Source organism: Thioalkalivibrio sp. ALE12, from assembly GCF_000381105.1.
Classification (GTDB): Bacteria; Pseudomonadota; Gammaproteobacteria; order Ectothiorhodospirales; family Ectothiorhodospiraceae; genus Thioalkalivibrio.
Map to the genome: position 1 here is coordinate 19,399 of NZ_KB905918.1, position 15,871 is coordinate 35,269.

Annotated in this window: 20 protein-coding genes; 5 read left to right on the forward strand and 15 right to left on the reverse strand. The window is 64.6% G+C overall.

The genetic code is table 11. The features are described 5' to 3' along the window. Positions 1 to 321 precede the first annotated feature (321 nt). Both F614_RS0112980 and F614_RS0112985 read left to right on the forward strand, forming a co-directional pair. Complete coding sequence (locus F614_RS0112980; RefSeq protein ID WP_019559041.1) at positions 322 to 1,401, forward strand: helix-turn-helix domain-containing protein; 1,080 nt, start codon at positions 322 to 324, stop codon at positions 1,399 to 1,401. Then, positions 1,382 to 1,888, forward strand: a complete 507-nt coding sequence (locus F614_RS0112985; RefSeq protein WP_019559042.1) for a DUF3368 domain-containing protein — start codon at positions 1,382 to 1,384, stop codon at positions 1,886 to 1,888. The genes F614_RS0112980 and F614_RS0112985 overlap by 20 nt, the downstream gene beginning before the upstream one ends. A 104-nt stretch (positions 1,889 to 1,992) precedes the next feature. Here F614_RS0112985 and F614_RS15065 read toward each other — a convergent pair whose 3' ends face one another. Beyond that, entirely contained in the window at positions 1,993 to 2,328 is a 336-nt protein-coding gene (locus F614_RS15065; protein ID WP_081619719.1) for a WGR domain-containing protein, read from the reverse strand. Continuing rightward, a complete protein-coding gene (locus F614_RS0112990; protein WP_018995011.1) occupies positions 2,255 to 2,836 on the reverse strand; it encodes a recombinase family protein in 582 nt (193 codons plus the stop codon). The genes F614_RS15065 and F614_RS0112990 overlap by 74 nt, the downstream gene beginning before the upstream one ends. Positions 2,837 to 3,068: 232 nt before the next feature. Between F614_RS0112990 and F614_RS0112995 the strand changes: the two genes are divergently transcribed. The 3 genes from F614_RS0112995 (at position 3,069) to F614_RS14680 (ending at position 4,125) form a co-directional block, all read left to right on the forward strand. Further along, complete coding sequence (locus tag F614_RS0112995; RefSeq protein ID WP_017941422.1) at positions 3,069 to 3,341, forward strand: CopG family ribbon-helix-helix protein; 273 nt, start codon at positions 3,069 to 3,071, stop codon at positions 3,339 to 3,341. Positions 3,342 to 3,367: 26 nt separating this feature from the next. Beyond that, positions 3,368 to 3,622: a type II toxin-antitoxin system RelE/ParE family toxin gene (locus F614_RS0113000; protein ID WP_018878685.1), complete on the forward strand. Its 255-nt coding sequence runs from the start codon at positions 3,368 to 3,370 to the stop codon at positions 3,620 to 3,622. Positions 3,623 to 3,738: 116 nt separating this feature from the next. Continuing rightward, positions 3,739 to 4,125 carry a hypothetical protein gene (locus F614_RS14680; protein WP_081619720.1) on the forward strand — a complete coding sequence of 129 codons (387 nt, stop codon included), beginning with the start codon at positions 3,739 to 3,741 and terminating at the stop codon, positions 4,123 to 4,125. A 72-nt stretch (positions 4,126 to 4,197) separates the two neighbouring features. On the opposite strand, the gene F614_RS0113005 is transcribed toward F614_RS14680, so the two are convergent. From F614_RS0113005 to F614_RS0113065, 13 genes are all read right to left on the reverse strand, one after another. Further along, on the reverse strand, positions 4,198 to 5,718 hold the full coding sequence (locus F614_RS0113005) for a conjugal transfer protein TraG N-terminal domain-containing protein (protein WP_019559044.1): 1,521 nt from the start codon (positions 5,716 to 5,718) through the stop codon (positions 4,198 to 4,200). Beyond that, positions 5,715 to 6,053 (reverse strand): hypothetical protein, encoded by a 339-nt coding sequence (locus F614_RS0113010; RefSeq protein WP_019559045.1) that lies wholly within the window; start codon positions 6,051 to 6,053, stop codon positions 5,715 to 5,717. The genes F614_RS0113005 and F614_RS0113010 overlap by 4 nt, the downstream gene beginning before the upstream one ends. Then, on the reverse strand, positions 6,050 to 7,318 hold the full coding sequence (locus F614_RS0113015; protein ID WP_019559046.1) for an integrating conjugative element protein: 1,269 nt from the start codon (positions 7,316 to 7,318) through the stop codon (positions 6,050 to 6,052). Before F614_RS0113015 ends, F614_RS0113010 begins: the two co-directional genes overlap by 4 nt. Positions 7,319 to 7,403: 85 nt before the next feature. Next, positions 7,404 to 8,426, reverse strand: coding sequence for a TIGR03756 family integrating conjugative element protein (locus F614_RS0113020; RefSeq protein ID WP_019559047.1), 1,023 nt, complete (start codon positions 8,424 to 8,426; stop codon positions 7,404 to 7,406). Positions 8,427 to 8,437: 11 nt separating this feature from the next. Continuing rightward, the gene (locus F614_RS0113025) at positions 8,438 to 8,833 is read right to left on the reverse strand and encodes a TIGR03757 family integrating conjugative element protein (protein ID WP_019559048.1); all 396 of its coding nucleotides are present in this window, start codon (positions 8,831 to 8,833) and stop codon (positions 8,438 to 8,440) included. Then, the gene (locus tag F614_RS0113030) at positions 8,830 to 9,255 is read right to left on the reverse strand and encodes a hypothetical protein (RefSeq protein WP_019559049.1); all 426 of its coding nucleotides are present in this window, start codon (positions 9,253 to 9,255) and stop codon (positions 8,830 to 8,832) included. Before F614_RS0113030 ends, F614_RS0113025 begins: the two co-directional genes overlap by 4 nt. Next, on the reverse strand, positions 9,252 to 11,993 hold the full coding sequence (locus tag F614_RS0113035; RefSeq protein WP_019559050.1) for a conjugative transfer ATPase: 2,742 nt from the start codon (positions 11,991 to 11,993) through the stop codon (positions 9,252 to 9,254). The genes F614_RS0113030 and F614_RS0113035 overlap by 4 nt, the downstream gene beginning before the upstream one ends. After that, positions 11,993 to 12,376, reverse strand: coding sequence for a TIGR03751 family conjugal transfer lipoprotein (locus F614_RS0113040; RefSeq protein ID WP_019559051.1), 384 nt, complete (start codon positions 12,374 to 12,376; stop codon positions 11,993 to 11,995). Before F614_RS0113040 ends, F614_RS0113035 begins: the two co-directional genes overlap by 1 nt. Next, positions 12,369 to 13,778, reverse strand: a complete 1,410-nt coding sequence (locus F614_RS0113045) for a TIGR03752 family integrating conjugative element protein (RefSeq protein ID WP_019559052.1) — start codon at positions 13,776 to 13,778, stop codon at positions 12,369 to 12,371. Before F614_RS0113045 ends, F614_RS0113040 begins: the two co-directional genes overlap by 8 nt. Next, positions 13,763 to 14,545, reverse strand: a complete 783-nt coding sequence (locus F614_RS0113050; RefSeq protein WP_017926571.1) for a TIGR03749 family integrating conjugative element protein — start codon at positions 14,543 to 14,545, stop codon at positions 13,763 to 13,765. The genes F614_RS0113045 and F614_RS0113050 overlap by 16 nt, the downstream gene beginning before the upstream one ends. Next, positions 14,545 to 15,171, reverse strand: a complete 627-nt coding sequence (locus F614_RS0113055) for a PFL_4703 family integrating conjugative element protein (RefSeq protein ID WP_017926572.1) — start codon at positions 15,169 to 15,171, stop codon at positions 14,545 to 14,547. The genes F614_RS0113050 and F614_RS0113055 overlap by 1 nt, the downstream gene beginning before the upstream one ends. Further along, entirely contained in the window at positions 15,168 to 15,500 is a 333-nt protein-coding gene (locus F614_RS0113060; RefSeq protein WP_017926573.1) for a TIGR03750 family conjugal transfer protein, read from the reverse strand. The genes F614_RS0113055 and F614_RS0113060 overlap by 4 nt, the downstream gene beginning before the upstream one ends. A 33-nt stretch (positions 15,501 to 15,533) precedes the next feature. Next, on the reverse strand, positions 15,534 to 15,871 hold a 338-nt coding region (locus F614_RS0113065; RefSeq protein WP_019559053.1), incomplete at its 5' end, for a TIGR03745 family integrating conjugative element membrane protein.

Below are 15,871 nucleotides of genomic sequence, written 5' to 3' on the forward strand. Positions count from 1 at the left end.
TGGCGTCAACTACTCTGGAGAAGAGCAGCGCCTCGATCTAGGGCGCTGGGACGACGACCTGGGGCTGCTAGATCCCGGCGATGGGTCGATCATGAACCCTTCTCTGCGCCCGTCCAGAACCTGTGCCCCCTCCGTACCATTGCATAACACCGGCTCTGCGACGACATCTAGGGGCGTCCGCCGATCGACTGGATCCGCGAACGCCTGCAGTCCCGCTTACCGCTGGGATGGGGCCGGGGGGGCTATGGGCTCCAACTTCGCTCTACAGTGGTTTACTTTTTGTGTAGCATTAGCACTAAAGTGAACCACTAGGAGCCAGCGATGCTGGGACAACGCATTCGCCAGGCGCGCCTTTCCGCCGGCCTTACGCTGGAAGCGTTGGGCCAGCGTCTGGGTGTGTCCAAGGCAGCGGTTCGGAAGTACGAAAACGACGGCGTGACGCCCGATTCTGCGAAGCTGCTTGCCATTGCCGGGGCCTGTGGGGTGCGTACAGAGTACTTTTTTCGCAAGGCGACCGTGCATCTGAACAATGTGGAGTTCCGTAAGAACTCCGGCTTTGGCGCCAAGCGTGCTGATGCCGTTCAGATCCGTGTTGCCGAGAAAATCGAGAAGCGCGTCGAGTTACTGAATGCTTTTCCCGAGCGTCCGATCTCTCGGTTCTCGGTCCCGGATTGCGTGCCCGCACAAGTGGACGAGCTGGAGGCTCTAGAGAAAATCGCGGACGAGGTTCGACGGGCGTGGTCTCTGGGTCTGAACCCGATCGGAGATCTGACCGATACGCTCGAAAACCTTGGTTTTATGATTCTCGCGGTCAACGTCGATCATAAGGGGTTCTCCGGCATGACGGCCACGGCTGTTGCCGCAGACGGGCAGCAGTACCCGGTGATTGCGGTATCAACTTCTTGGCCCGGAGATCGTCAGCGCTTTACGCTCGCTCACGAGCTGGCCCACGTGCTGTTGGCCGGCCGGTTAGGGGATGGCGTTGACGAAGAAAAGGCCTGCGACCGCCTTGCGGGCGCCTTTCTGGCCCCTCAAACCTCGGTCATCCATGAACTGGGCGAACGCCGACACCGCCTGGAGCCGCGAGAGCTGTACCGGCTCAAGCACGAGTACGGCCTCTCCATGGCGGGCTGGGCTATGCGCGCACTCCAGTGTGAAATTATTCCGTACACCTCTTTCCAGTCGTTGATGCGGCTGTTCTCAGCGCGTGGATGGAAGCGACGGGAGCCGGGTGAACCGATAGCGGCCGAGGCCCCGAAACAGTTTGAGCAGTTGGTGTATCACGCTGTCGGCGAACAGCTGATCTCGGAGGCCAAGGCCGCCGCACTACTCGGCATCCCGCGGATGCAGTTCTATCGGGAACGCTGCATGGAGCCGCAGGATGCTGCTGCTGATCAGTGACGCCAATATCATCATCGACCTAGAGGCTGGTGAGATACTGCATTCGCTCTTCGAGCTCCCATATCGGTTCGCGATGCCGGACGTGCTCTTCGAGGAAGAGATCAAAGGCGGTTGCCCGTACCTGCCCGACATGGGGCTGAAGACGCTGGTGGTTAACGCGGAGTACGTCGACTACGCGATTGCCTTGGGCGAAGCCCGCGGCGATGAGCCTGGCTTCAACGATCGACTCGCTCTAGCCCTCGCTAAACAGGAGTCCTGTCCGCTGTTGACGGGCGATGGCAATCTCCGCGTCCTGGCAGCACGAGAAGACACCGAGGTCCGAGGCACGCTGTGGATCCTTGGTGAGGTGATCGAATTTGGACTACTGACGCAGGACCAAGCGCGGACGGCTCTGGACCTCATGAAGCGAAGAGGCAGGCGCCTTCCTTGGCCAGCCGCAGAGTTGACAATTGCACAAGCGATTTACGAAGCCAAGGTTCGCCGATGATGAGCGCGCTTTACTCATGGGAGCAGTTCGCTTCGACACTCATCAGGTGCGCCCCTTTCTAACCGTTTCTGGATAAGCCCCTTGCCATTCTCCATCCCATTCCCTTACCGGCCCTTTCCCTTTGTAGTTGCTGCGTTGCCCGTCCAGCCTGTGTACCCGCGCCGGACTTTGGCCGCAGCCCTTTGGGTGAGAATCGCCGTCGCCTGGTCCAAGGTGGTGCACCAGTCCTCCCGGGTCGTGCCCGGTTGTCCTATTCGGCTCCACTCGCGGCAGACGGCATACCCACCAAAAACCCCTCGCCGCTGGATGAACATCCGGTAGTACCGGTACTGATTGCGCTCAGGGGCGATTTTGCGCAGGGGGACCTCATTCGTCGCTATTGTCGCGGAGCGCGGCCCGACCGCCGGGAAAGTGGCGATAGAGCGTGGCGGGCGAAACATTCAGTTGGTTGGCGAGTTCCCGCACGGGGGCATCGGAATGGGAGAGGACGGTCCACGCAAAGGCCAGCTGTTCGTCTGTAAGTGCCGGGGGCCGTCCGCCGGTGCGGCCACGCTGGCGCGCGGCGTCCAGGCCCGCACGGGTCCGCTCCTGCATGATGGAGCGCTCGAACTCGGCCACTGCGCCAAATACGTGAAAGACCAGCTTCCCGCCTGGCGTCGTCGTGTCGATGGACTCGGTGAGGGACTGGAACTCGATCCCGCGCTCCTCCAGATCTCCCACGGTGGTAATGAGCTGCCGCATGGATCGGGCAAGCCTGTCCAGTCGCCATACCACCAGGACGTCGCCCTGCCGCATGTAGTCCAGGGCCTCCCGAAGCTGCGGGCGATCACGTTGGGCTCCCGATGCGCGGTCCTCGTAGATCCGGTCGCACCCGGCCTGCCGCAAGGCATCGGTCTGGAGCGATGGGTCTTGGTCACGGGTTGAAACGCGGGCGTACCCGACTTTCATAGGCCTGTTCTCTCGAAACTCATCTCCATGCTAGGTTTTGAGACACACAGTTTCAAGACACAGTTTTGAGACACTTCGTTGGGGGTGATCGGGCGGCGTCGCGGTGTCCGCCTCAGTTCTCTCGAAAACGATCGTTTTTGCGACGAGTGGTTCAGTGGTCGGCGGGGTGGACTCGGGGCCGAATACCGAGCTACCTTAGTAAAAGGTAATACCACGTAATACGAGGGCCGCCATGGCAACGTCCCTGAAAATCGATGACGCATTGAAAGGTCGCCTCCAGGATCTGGCTACCCAACGCCGACGGTCGCCCCACTGGATCATGCTCGAAGCCATCCGCCAGTACGTTGACCGCGAGGAGGCCCGCGAGAGTTTCCGGCAGGAAGCCCTGGCGTCCTGGTCGGCCTATCGGGAAACCGGCCAGCACCTGACCGGGCAGGAAGCCCGCGACTGGTTGAGCACATGGGGCACTGACGATGAAGGGGCCGCGCCCGAGTGCCACGAGTAATCGTCACTGCGGGCGCCGTAGAAGGTTTGGAGCGGTGCAGACGCTCTCTCGCCACGAAAGCCCCGGATGCCGCCCGGCGCGCGGGTCAGGCGATCGAGCGGCAATTCCTGCTGCTGGAAACGGCCCCCGATATGGGGCGACCGGATCCTGAAGTCCCCGAGCTGCGCGAGCTGGTGATTGCCTTCGGCGACTCCGGATTTGTGGCTCTCTACCGACACGAACCGGCCGACGATGCCGTGTATGTCCTCGCCTTCCGGCACCAGAAAGAGGCGGGCTACTGAAGGAGCTTGAGCTTTTACCGCTTGTGCCGCGCGTCGTGGATTGGTCCCCCGGGCCTTGAATCTCGCGCTGGCGTGCGCTACTGGTGTAGTTAAGGACGAAAACGACTGGATAAAGCATGTTGGTACTTACAACACTCATTCTTGCCCCCTTGGCCTTGTTCCTGGCCGCGGGGCTCGTCACTTCGATCCGCCGGCGAGGCTGGAAGGCCGGCGTGCGGCAGTTCGGTGTGGCCTCTGCGGGCTTGGGCTCAGGTGTGGCGCAGGCTGTTGGTCGAAACGCCGTCGCGGCGCCCGTTTCACCACAAGCACAAAACGGCGTTGAGCCATTGGCATCGGGGGTTAGTTCGGGAGAACTATTGGCGGTGCTTCTGGAATCCGCCGCAGCAGAAGGCGGCGAAAGCGAAGAGTTTTCCGCCTTCGGAACGCCATCAGAGGACATCGCCATGTCCCCTGGGAGCTACTACGGCGAAAATGATTACGCGCACTATGCCACCAAGGAGTGATGGGCTTACAAGCTGTTGATGCCCATCATCGTCTGACAGCACTCCTCCCTCGCCAACAACGAGCGCGGAGTGCTACTTCTTCCCTCGACTAGCAAAACGACCGGCGGCGGAGGCTGCGGCGGGCCCAGCGTTAGCCATTGACCCCGTCGTTTTGTCGCCTGCAGCGACGGAATCGGCCACCTTATAACCCGCCCAACCGACAATCATACTGAACAGCACTGGAAGGCCGATGTGCAGGAACCCGATTGCCATGCTCAGGATGCTGGCCTTTGTCCCTCCATCAGCAGACAGCAGCGACCCAAAACTCGACGCCATATAGCTGCCCGTGGATGGATACAACGCCGCCATCATGTTGTCCTCCAGCCAGCGGCTGATCGCCCAGAGGTAGGTCCAGAACGTGATCGTGAGGATCGAGGCCGTTGCGATGAACACCGGACCCCAAGAGTACAGCGATAACACGAGCAGGATGGGGAGCAGCATGTAGATCCCCATGAGGAGGAAGCTCTGCACGATGGGCGCGGCCTCGCGGATGGTGAGCATCATGGGGCCATGGGAAAACATTTCCTGCGCGCCGAGTCCAATCCCCGCTGCGATCGTCGCGAAAACTCCACCCCCTGAGTCGGTATTGGTCAGTTCGCTGGTAGCGATTGGGGCGTTGACTGCCGCTTGATCGACCATCCGGCGGATCATTCGGTCTTCGATCTCCTCGTCCGAGGTCCCGAAGAATCCGGATACCCGGTCCCGGATCCCCTCAAAGGTGCTGGTTTCCATTTCATCCAGGATCTGCTGCCGCAGCCCGGGTCCTCCGTTTCCGCTCCACCAGTCCTCGCAGGACGGGCGGCCGTAAGGTGGCTCTGCGCCCTCGTTGTAGTCCGGATCGTCTCGGATCGGGTTGTAGTCGAAGCCGTGTACGGGGCTCTCGGCCCTATAGCGGTCATAGAATCCTTCGGTTTGCAGGTACACCCGAGAACCGATGAACTCGGGATCGTCCGTGCCGTGCGTAGCCAGCAGTGAATCGACGTCCGGCCGCTCTCGCTGGAATCGAGAGCGGGACCGGATAAAGCACTCATTCGTGAACCGCTGGACGTTCTGCGCTACTTCGGGATCCGAGATCCGCTGTTCATCGATTGTCAGGCGTGTGCGCACCATTTCTTCCGGGCACCCAATACCGGCGATCGCCGCGCCGGTGATCCCCTTCGAGATCGCCATCGTCCCGTACCACCAGACCGGCACCGACGCATTCGTGAGATCGAAGGCATCCGAGTACGTGGTGTCTTCGATGCCAGAAACGCCCGGTGTCTGATTGCAGGCGTTCTCAAACTCCAGCTCACTGAGCGAGAGGGGCCAGATCGGCTGTGCAGCCAGCACGACGACCGAGAGTGCTTTTACGATCTCGACCTCCATCATGTGGACGGATTTCCGGCTCCCGGCCTTCGCCTCCTGTCCGGTGTAGTTGTCCACGAAGGCACGGATCACGATGATCAGGAAGGGGATGAACGCGATCCCCGAGAACACGAGGATGTCCCACAGGTTCTGAAACTGCATCCATCCGAAGATGGTCGTGAAGGCCTCAAGGGGATGACCGACGTTCATACCATTAGCTCCACTGCACGCCCCAGCAGGTTCTGCCCCAGCAGGATCTCCAGGATCACGAGCCAGCCCGCGACTCTCCAGCGCGCATCCACCAGACGCCGTTGCGACTCCGGCGGCAGGTGCCCGCCGAGCCAGGTCACCCAGTACCGCCAACCCAGCACGACCGCCGCGATCAGCAGCCAGCGCCAACCGGCCAGCAGCCATTCAGCCTGATCCAGTCGGGCGCGTACCGCCTCCGCTCCTTCGATCATGTTCCACGCGAGGCCCGCCACGATGATGATCGCGAAGGCGGCGGCGACCCCGATCAGGAGGTGACGCGGGATTCGCGAGATCATGGCCGTGGCACCACCCCGCCACGGATCGGGGCGGTCTCGATCGGGAGCGGGGATGGGGTGCCGCTGGAGGCGCGGGCGCGGCGCTGCGCTTCACGCAGGATCGATCCGGCCGTATTCGATACCACGGCCTGACGCGCCTCGACTTCCATCATCAGCGTGTCGATCTCGGAGGTGATCTCCTCGATCCCGTCCCGGATGTCTTCCCGAGCGACCCCGGCCGCGTCGATCTCTGGCGCCTTCCGGCCGCTCAGTAGCATGCGGCGGGTCAGGAGGGCCTGTTCCATCGTGCGCGCGGTCGCGACTTCCTGTGCCAGTCGTCCCGCCGCCACCATCCGGTCGGATTCCGGGAGTTCACGCAGCGCCTCGATCAGGCCTCGCGACACAGCCACGCCGGGTGCCGAGACGTCGCGCAGGTTGCTTCGCGTGGGATTGGTCTCCCCCGAGACGAGCTGCATCAGATCCTCGCGGACCTGCTGGTTGGTTTCTTCGAGGATGGGCAGAAGGCCCACACCGGGGGTGGTCTCGCTTTCGCACCCCTGGCAGGTACGGATGTGTTTGTCTCCGAGCACTCGGGTTGCCCACTCCTGAGCCTCCTGCGGGCTACTCCAGGTCCGTGCCAGCAGAGGCGAATCACCGCCGCCGGCATACGGTGTGCCGGCGTTCGGGGGCCGATCCAGGGTGATGTTGTAGCCCGCCTTGACGGTGTCGCTGATCACGTCAATCGGCTCCTGGCCCTGGCCGCCCCGGCGGCCTCCGATCCACTCGGCTCCGTTGTTGCCGGCATCCCGATCGATGTCCTCCTGGACCTGCACGATGTCGCCGCCCGTCCCCATCGCGGCACGCCAGTCATCGCCCTTCGAGAGCGTGACCCACTCCTGGTAGGGGTTGCGACCGTCGGCGATCGCGGCCTCCATTTCCTCGCAGCTCTGCGTGGCGAGCGACAGCTCTTCTTCGGCGCGCAGCAGGTTGTTCTGGAACAGGTCGTACAGGCCCGGATTGGACCGCTGGAGCACCATGGCCGGTAGGGAGGCGATCGCATTCGTGGCGGCCTGGACCATCTGATCGACCATGTCTTCCACACCCTGGGCCACTTCGTTCAGGGTGTTCTCGATGCTCAGCAGGGGATCGAAGCTGCCACAGCTATACCCCGCACTGGCCTCCGCGCCGAAGGCCAGGCGGGTGGTGGTGACATTGGGGTTCGGGGCATTGGAAATGGGCTCTGCACCGCCCACTTCGTAGTACCAGAACCCGTCTTCGGACGGCACGAGGGCATGGCCGGCGGTAGGTCCCCAAAGCGCCGCGCAGGCTGTAGCAGCGATCAGTGTTTTCCGCATCCGCATGATCCGTCTCCTAGAACGTGACAGAGCCGAGGTAGACCTGGCCCCCGATTTCGCAGCAGTTGTACGGGCGCCAGAGCGTCCAGACGTAGTTCCCCTTGAGGTTGGTCTTGTCGCTGGACCAGCCATCCTTGTCCTCGGTGTCGTCTTCCCCAAACACTTCGCAGGTGTTGGTGCTTGTGGGCATGTGCATCTGGAAGGTGCCGGTCTCTTCGTCCCGCTCCATCAGTTCGGGGGGGAGCCACACGCGGTAACCGTCCTCATGCACCACGTCGTCGCCCGGGAGCTGTTCATAGACATGCCCCGACTGGTCTTCCCGGGTGGTGATGTCGCCCGCCCGCTGCGCGACGATCGCGGCGGCCTTGGCATCCTCCGGCTGGGAGACGTAACCCGAGCGGGGATACACCGCGCCCCAGGTGTAGTCGTCCCACTCTCCGATCTCCCGTTCACCCTCCCGGAGGGACTCGATGTAGAACATTTCGGGCACCGCGTAGCGCCAGGCGAGTACGCTGGTCGCGGACTGGTAGTAGGGGTGGAAGGCTTCGGCCGTGGCCGCGCCCGGACAAATGTACGGGACGTCGATGTACTCCAGGATCTCCATGAAGGGGTGCCCGACTACATCCGCTTCCTTGAAGCGCAGTTGGCGCGCATCACGGGAATGACGCCCCTCCAGCGTGTTCCCGCCGCCCACGAAAGCGTCGAAGGAAAGGATCGATTCGGCGGCGGACTCCTGCGCGGATCCGAGCGCTCCCCGAATCTCCGCCCACGGGTTTTCGCCGGTGTTCTGGTAGGCCGAAATGACGGCGTCCGGGACGTAATGCCGGATCCGCTCGGTCGTGACCACACTGCAGCCGGTAATGGTGCAGCGCAGCCACAGACAGACTCCGATGATCTCCCAATTCAGGCAGGACGAGAGGGCGCTGCTCGTCTGCGAAGTGATCTCGGCGGTACTGATCGTGTCCGGGTCCTCGGCCTTCGCGGGGCTTCCAACCAGCAGGCAGAGCGCGGCCACGATCCCGACGCCGGTGCTACGCATGGACCCCCGGATCATGGCCGCCACCGTTCATACTCGCGCAGGCCGCGCGCGAGGTCCGTCGTGCCATACACCACGGCCTGGCCGTCGAAGACGATGGCCGGTACTTGTTCAATGTTCAGGCGATAGGCGCGCAGCAGCGGATCGTAGGCGGCTTCGAGATCCCGATGCGCCCGGGCGTCTAGGCGCTCCTGGGCGATCGCGGCCGCGGCCTCGGGATCGGCTGGAAGCCCCTGACTCAGGGCCTCCGTTGCCCGGTCCACGGCGTCCACATGATGGATCTCGACGGGGATCCCCCGGCGGTCGGCCGGCGTGGTGGATACGGTCGTACCGGTGGTCACGAAGACCTCGATCTGCCCCGGGTCGGCACTGGCGGGGCCGATCCCCACCAGGAGTAGTACGGCCATCATTCGTCGCATGAGCGGCCTCCTGCGCTGGATTTCGAGGGAAGTTGCAGCTGCGCCCGGAAGCGCCGTTGGGGTTCGTTCAACATGCGCTCGCACACCCGGCCTTCTGCCTCAGCCAGACGGATCGCCAGTTCCCGAAGCGGACCATTGAGCGTCTCGGCCTGCTCGAACTCGCGGGCCAGTGTCACGGGCGAATGCCCGTGCAGTGTCAGCTCCATCAGCACGCCGTCGCGTTGGGCATCGGTAAGCCAACCGCCCTTGTGGATCAGCTGGCCCTCGCCCTGCAGCGGGAGGGTGTGGATCTCCAGGTGCTCCGGGATGCCGTCGTGGCCGGGCATCAGGAACAGGCCCTTGCGACCCCCGGCGACCAGCAGCCATTCGGTCCAGGCAAAGTCGCCGGCCCAAAGGGTGTGTTGATTGATCACGGCGCGTCACCTCCGATCCGGCGCGCGACTTCTTCGGCCGCTTCGACTTCCGAGCATCCCAGCTCGTCCATGATCTTGCGGCGCTCCGATTTCTCGTGCTTCTCGGTCATCGCCAGGGCCAGGGCGATCGGGGGCGGTACGTTGCGGAACAGCGTTTCGACCTGATCGGCCAGGACCACGCCCTCGACGTACTTGCCGGGTTCCTTGCGGGCTCCGAGCAGCAGGCTTTTCTGCTCGTTGGTGAGGTCCTTGAAGCGGGCGATCTGCTCGATCTCCTCCTTCGGCATCACCAGGCACATCCACCACTCCATCATGTTGAGCATCTTCCGGGACGCATCCGGGAAGTCCTCCAGGTTCTGCGTGGCGATCCAGAACCAGGCCCCGAGCTTTCGCCACATCTTCGTGATCTTGACGACGTAGGGCGCAAGCAACGGATTGGTCGTGATCATGTGCCCCTCGTCGGTGAGCACGAGGGTCGGGCGTTCGGAGTGCTGGTGTTGCTCGACCAGGTCGTTGATATGGTTCATCAGGCCGACGTAGGCCACCGTGAGCTGATCCTCGTAGCCCTCGCGCGCCATGATCCCCATATCAACGATCGTCACGTCGGCCTCCGGCCAGCGCTCGCCGGCCCGGTTGAAGACCTTGCCGGCGAACCCGTGACAGAACACCTCCATCGACTGCGCCATTTCGCTGACGCGCTTGCGGCGTTCGGGCGAATCTTCTTCTTTCGCGACCTCGTGCAAACCGGCGACCACGTCTTCGGTCAGGACCTGTTCGCGCCCTGCGGCGCGAACGTTCTTGGCGGCACGGAGGATGCCGTTGGCGATGGCGGTGTTGTCCGGGCGGCGCATGTGCGCCTCCTCGCGAGGATCGCCGCCGGTGATCATAATTTTGGCCGCGATCTGCATTTCGCCGAGCAGGTCGCGTCCCTCCTCGATGTCGTCCTCCTCGTCCTCGTCGGGGGCGTCTTCCTCGATCTTCTTGTCTACCAGGGGGTCATCGAGGAGCTGGGTCGCCGCCGCGAACGGCGGCAGGCTGACCCGCTCCTTGGGGGTAAGGGAGACCTGATTGACCGAGACGCCCCGGTGGTCCAGGTACTGTCCCAGCAGACCGAACGAGTTGCCGGCCTCGATGATGAAGATCCGGGGCCGGTAGACCGCCACCATCTGGAGGATCAGATAGGTGAGCAGGGCGGATTTGCCGGCCCCGGTGGGGCCGAGAATCAGCGCGTGGGCATTCTTCTTCCGGTCCGAGGGATGCAGCGGATCGAACATCAGGGGCTCGGCCCCCCGGTTGTAGAACAGAAAACCGGCATGGTCCGTCCCCTTCGTGCGGCCGTAGAGGGGGAGCAGGGCGGCGAGGTGGTCGGCATACACGTAGCGACTCCGGCGTGTGACGCGCTCCAGGGCCGGGTCATAGGCCATCGGCAGCGCGCGCAGATAGGTATCCAGCGGGAGCAGCTCGGCCTCTCGGGTGATGATCTGAAGACCGTTCGCCACCAGACGCGAGGCCAGCTCGTTGCGCCGGCGCACCAGCTGCGTGTCGTCCTCCGCGCGGATGTAGAACGCGATTTGGGTGGGGTAGAGCTTGTTGCCACGCGCGAGTTCTTCCTGCGCGGTCTCCACTTCCTCCAGTGCCAGCCGGGATTCGATGTTGTCCCCACGGGACGCGGCGTGGATCTGCCCGATGTGGTTGGAGACCTGGTCCTGCGGCTGGATGGTGATCGTGACCGAGAGGATCGTGCCTTCGGGGGCGCGATCGAACAGCGCATAGATGTTCTCGCCGGCCTGGCGTTCCGCCGTGAAATGCCCGGTCTTGGGGGCTTGCCGCAGACTCTGGACGTTCAGCACCGCATGGGGCATCCCGTCGAAGCGCCAGACGCCGGCCTCGGCATCCGACACCGGCATCGAATATGTGAACAGTTCGGCCAGGTCGCGGCCGAACGGGAGATCCTCGTCCCCCGGATAGGGGGCGACATTCAGCAGCTTTTCCGGATCGCCATCGGCGACCTCGGGGCGGGGGTTGAACCACGGGACGAGCCACTCATACAGGTCCTGCGCCTTGCAGCGCTTCACGCCGACTCCAACAGCCTCCAGGGAGGTTGCCCATTGGGCCGCCACCTGGTTGAGGGTCTCCTCGGGGGACAGATCACCCGCGATCGAGCGGCGGTACAGGCACGCGCGCACGCGCCGCTTCTGCCCGCGCCACGCGCCGCCGGTGACCTGCTGATCGACGAAGAGACCGCCCTCCTGCGAGATCCGGTGCAGATGGTCGTCCACCTCCGCGAGGTAGGCGTCCCGAAACGGATTGTCTTCGGACCGCTCGCGGGAGTAGGACCGGATATGGTCGGTGACCCCGCCCAGCGCGGGATCGTCCTGCACGAACACCTGCAGCACCCACGGGGACCCGTCCACTTCGGGAACCGAATCGGTCAGCGCGCCCTGGATCTGTTGGCGCAGGTCCTCCATGTACTCGGGCGTGCGCGCCTCGGAGCTGGCCGGGATCAGCTCGAACAGCGCACCAACGCTGTTTTGGTCCTCCAGGAGGAACACCTGAGTCGCCGGATCGTAGTCCGTCCATGGCAGCAGGTCCGTGAACGAGTTGGGCCGGCGGTAAAGGTCCTTGACCTCGGCCTGCGTCACCGGACGCGACCCACCCAGGTTCGGGTCGGGCCCCTGATTCTCGTCTTCATCCCTTGCCGAACGGCCGGGGAGGAGCGAGGTGAGCATTTTCAGCATCATCGGGCTCCCGCCTCTCCGGGGAGTGCATAGTGGTGGCGGTCGTACATCGGGAACGACGTCGAATACCCGGGCACGGGAACCTCGTCGCGACCGGCCAGGTGCGGGTAGACGAACATCACGAGCGTCGGATTCGGGACCCGACTGAATCGCGTCTCGATTTCGTCCTGGGCGGATCGGGTGTAGCCCGCGAGATCCGCCGTGCCCTCCTGGGCGTCTCGGCCGATCGGCTGTTGCAGCGCCTGACGCGCGGCATCGACATCGGTGCGCCCCATGGACTCGAAGTGTCCTTCGTACACCTCGTCCATCGTGGGGCCGTCCTTCGGGATCACCTTGTCCGCCGAAGTGGAGGCGCAGCCGGCGGTCAGGACCGCACTAATCAAGAGTGCGATAGGTAGAGCGGCGCTCGAACGCTTCATGGGAGACCCTTCTGCCTTCAAGTTCATAATCGATCCTCAGTTCCCGGTCGAGGTGGACGGCGACCGTCTCGCCGGCGGGGGCGAAGACCGCGTCGAAGTGGCTTTCCTGGCGTTCCCGCAGCCACTGCGCGACCTCGCGGGCGGCACCGGAAGCCGCGCGGCCGGCAATGAACTCTCCGGTGTCGCCGGTGACGATGTTCTGTGTGAACCCCTCCTGACTCACGATCTGCGTGGTCTGAGCAGCAGCGGCGGCGTCCGCAGCGGCTTGTGCCGTCACGATGCCGGTGGCCTGTGCCAGGTAGGCCGGTGCATTGGAAATGCGATCACCCGCGATGCAGGGCACGCCCTGCTCGTTGGAGATCCAGCCGAGAGAGTCCCCGGAATCCCCATCGGGATCCGGCAGAGTGCGAACCGTGCCGTCCTGAAATACGAAGGTGACCGACTCCACCGAGCCCCGGACACAGGACAGTGTCCAGTCGCCCATCGCGGTCCCGGAGAAGATCATCCCCTCGATATTGGGGATGTCGATGTCGTTGGCGGCCAGGTTGCGTTCGCCGACGATCACCTTGAACGGCACCGGATCCTCGACCGTCCCGCCGTGCGGTACACGGCCGATCAGGGCCGTCATGGCGGTTGACCCCATCAGGGTCGAATTGCGCGGCACCGTGTACCGGGGATCTTCCTCCGGCGTATCCGTGCCGGTGGCGCGGGCCGCCGTGTCGCGCGCGCGTTCCACCCCGGCGGCGCCGCGCTCGCGGATGGTGCCGGCCGCGGAACGGCCGCGATCGAGAAGGCCGCCCCCTTCTTCCTCGGGGTCGTAGCCCACGGGATTCGTCCAACGCAGGGTGTCGGCGGATTCGGGTTCTGCGGTGCGGGTGCGGTCCCGAATAACCGGGGCCTCGTCCTCCCGGATACCCAGGCCGATCGGGATGTCGCTCCCGGGCACCAGGTCGGGATCCTCTTCTTCGCGCTGCTCCAGCTGCTGGCCCATGTCCTGTACGCGGGAGCTGAGTTGATCCATGCGCCCGAGGAGCCCCTCCAGGTGGCTTTGGCGTTCCGGATCCGGCTCCTGCCGCGCTTCCTCGGCCAGCTGTTCGCGCATCCGCTGGTTGTCCTCGCGCAGTTCCCGCAGCTGTCGGCGCGTCTCGCGCTGCTCGGCCGTCAGGGTGCGGATGGTGTCGGTGGCCGTGTCCGCGTCCGGTTGCGCCGCCGCCGCCTGCCGCTGGTCCAGCGAGTCCGGCGCCTCGGCCGTCGGCTCGGTGCCGCAGGAGCGCAGCATCACCAGGATCATCAATGCGCCAACGGCCAGGCCGATGATCGGCAGAAGTCGATTGCCCTTGGTGGAAACCATCAGCGCACCCCCCAAAAGCTCTCTTCAAAGGGGCGGTCGGACACCACATACACAGCGGTCGTGTCGGCTTCGTGGCCGGCCGGGTGCAGCCGTGCATGCTGGAAGGTGGCCGTCAGCCAGTCGCCCCGCAGGTCTCGGGGGTCGAGCATGACCGGGGACTCCGTGGCGTTGCGCAGCTTGACGGCGGTGACGTACCAGCGCCCGCCGCGCCAGGCCGCGAGCGGTTCGGCGGTGACGGCCGCACCCCGGACCAGCCGAACCGGCTCCTGGTTCAGTGAAACCTGGCGCACGCCGGGCATCTGCGGAGCAAGCCGGCTGGGGCCGTACAGGGATTGGGCCGCGAAGCGTGTCAGCGCCACGTAGTCCAGGTTTTGGTGGTCGGGTTCGGCGTCGGGGACGTCCGTCGCGTGGTCCCGCCGACTCCCCGGTCGATGAATGACGACCTCATTGGCGCGGGCGCCGTCTTCGGCCGAAAGGTCGAGCATGAACGTCGCCCCGGATTCGACATCGGAAATGACGGCGCGGGCGGGGCCGAACGAGGATTGCGCCTTGAGATAGACGATCCCGTCGTTCGAGAACACGCGGACCTGGTCATCGATGTGGGGTGGAAGCCCCACGCGGACGTGCCCTGCAGGGAAGCGGATCAGCCGCTCCTGCCCCACGGGCAGGGTGACCTGGACGGGCGCTCCGTCCCACGTAATGCGGTCGGGGCTGTCGCCGGCGGTGGCCGACACCGGCCCCGCGAGGGCCGCGATAAGGGCAATGGCGAGGATCGGGCGCATTACTGCTCCTCCTCCGGGTCGATGCGATAGGGATCTTGGACGAAGCCCGCGAGGGCGAGTCCCCAGGGGTTCGATTCAGGGTCGATGTCGTAGGCGACCACCCGCAGGGGGTAGCGGATGAAGACCTGCTTGACGCGCTCGCCGTCGATGCGCTCCTCGACCTCCACGTCCAGCCATACGGTCCACGTCCCGTCCCCCGTGGCCTGCACGCGGTCCGGGGTGTAGCGCAGGCCGTCGATCTCCCGGATGAACCGGCTGCGATCCCGCAGCTCACCGCGCCGTTCGCGCTGTTCTCGGTCCGCTTCGAGGGTTTGCTGAAACCGTGGCGTCAGGAACGCCTGCAGCGACCACAGGTTGTCCGGGTAGTCCGCACGCCCGTCCTCGGGCCAGCGATGGACCTGCTGCCAGATGTAGAACGCGAAGGTGTACACCGACGCGGGATGCACCTCTCCGGCTTCCAGAACCCCGCCGGTCCGAAGATCCGGGGGGATGTGCACGGTCAGGCGGTCGGGGGCCTGCTGCCACCCAAACCACAGGCCGAGGGCCACGACTGCCATGACGGCAATGACGCCCCGGAGGGTGTTGATGTGCGATCGGGCGCTGTCGAGTTCCTTGCGGTATCTCACGAACGTCTCCCCAGGTCCCAGGTCCCGCTGCGCAGCGTCACCGGGACCTTGCGCAGGCCGCTCCGGTGAAGGGCGAGCATGGCGCGTTGTTGGTAGTAGCCGGTGGGGCGGCCCCGCTTGATCTTCTGGAAGATCGTGGCGGTGATGAATACGGTCCCCAGCACGGCGACCGCCGCGAATCCGACGCCCATCATCGGAGCGCCGACCACGAAACCGAGCAGGATCCCGACGGGTAGCCAGCCGATCACGGCGAGCACGAGAATGGCGAGCAGCTCACTGGAGGAGCAGCCGCGAAAGATCGGCGGCTCCTCGTTGAGCCGCTCGGCCATTCGGTTTTCGAGTCCGGGCGTCGCCATGCGGCATTACTCCATGATCGAAATCGCCTGATTCACGAAGAAGCTCAGGACGAGGAGCACTACGGCACCCACCACACCGAGCAGACCCACTTCGCCCCATTCGGCCTTGCCCTGCCGCGCCTCGTTGAACTTGGTCAGCGCGGTCCAGGACACCCACAGGAAGGAGGCGACGGCGATCAGTGTCCCGAGGACGATCGCACCCTCGAAGATGTAGCCGCGCATGAGGTCGATCCAGTTGCCGTCCTGGAAGCCTCCGTCGGGCTCGGGGGCCGTCGGCAGGTTCTGCGCCCAGGCGGGCGTGGAGTGGAGGGCGACCACGACTCCAGTCATGAGGATGTGGCGGG

Excerpts from the sequence above, each read along its gene's own strand:
- F614_RS0113020 (WP_019559047.1), bottom strand. The coding sequence starts at position 8,426 with ATGCGTAGCACCGGCGTCGGGATCGTGGCCGCGCTCTGCCTGCTGGTT.
- F614_RS0113060 (WP_017926573.1), bottom strand. The coding sequence starts at position 15,500 with ATGGCCGAGCGGCTCAACGAGGAGCCGCCGATCTTTCGCGGCTGCTCC.
- F614_RS0113025 (WP_019559048.1), bottom strand. The coding sequence starts at position 8,833 with ATGATGGCCGTACTACTCCTGGTGGGGATCGGCCCCGCCAGTGCCGAC.
- F614_RS0112985 (WP_019559042.1), top strand. The coding sequence starts at position 1,382 with ATGCTGCTGCTGATCAGTGACGCCAATATCATCATCGACCTAGAGGCT.
- F614_RS0113035 (WP_019559050.1), bottom strand. The coding sequence starts at position 11,993 with ATGCTGAAAATGCTCACCTCGCTCCTCCCCGGCCGTTCGGCAAGGGAT.
- F614_RS0112995 (WP_017941422.1), top strand. The coding sequence starts at position 3,069 with ATGGCAACGTCCCTGAAAATCGATGACGCATTGAAAGGTCGCCTCCAG.
- F614_RS14680 (WP_081619720.1), top strand. The coding sequence starts at position 3,739 with ATGTTGGTACTTACAACACTCATTCTTGCCCCCTTGGCCTTGTTCCTG.
- F614_RS0112980 (WP_019559041.1), top strand. The coding sequence starts at position 322 with ATGCTGGGACAACGCATTCGCCAGGCGCGCCTTTCCGCCGGCCTTACG.
- F614_RS15065 (WP_081619719.1), bottom strand. The coding sequence starts at position 2,328 with ATGTTTCGCCCGCCACGCTCTATCGCCACTTTCCCGGCGGTCGGGCCG.
- F614_RS0113050 (WP_017926571.1), bottom strand. The coding sequence starts at position 14,545 with ATGCGCCCGATCCTCGCCATTGCCCTTATCGCGGCCCTCGCGGGGCCG.
- F614_RS0113010 (WP_019559045.1), bottom strand. The coding sequence starts at position 6,053 with ATGATCTCGCGAATCCCGCGTCACCTCCTGATCGGGGTCGCCGCCGCC.
- F614_RS0112990 (WP_018995011.1), bottom strand. The coding sequence starts at position 2,836 with ATGAAAGTCGGGTACGCCCGCGTTTCAACCCGTGACCAAGACCCATCG.
- F614_RS0113005 (WP_019559044.1), bottom strand. The coding sequence starts at position 5,718 with ATGAACGTCGGTCATCCCCTTGAGGCCTTCACGACCATCTTCGGATGG.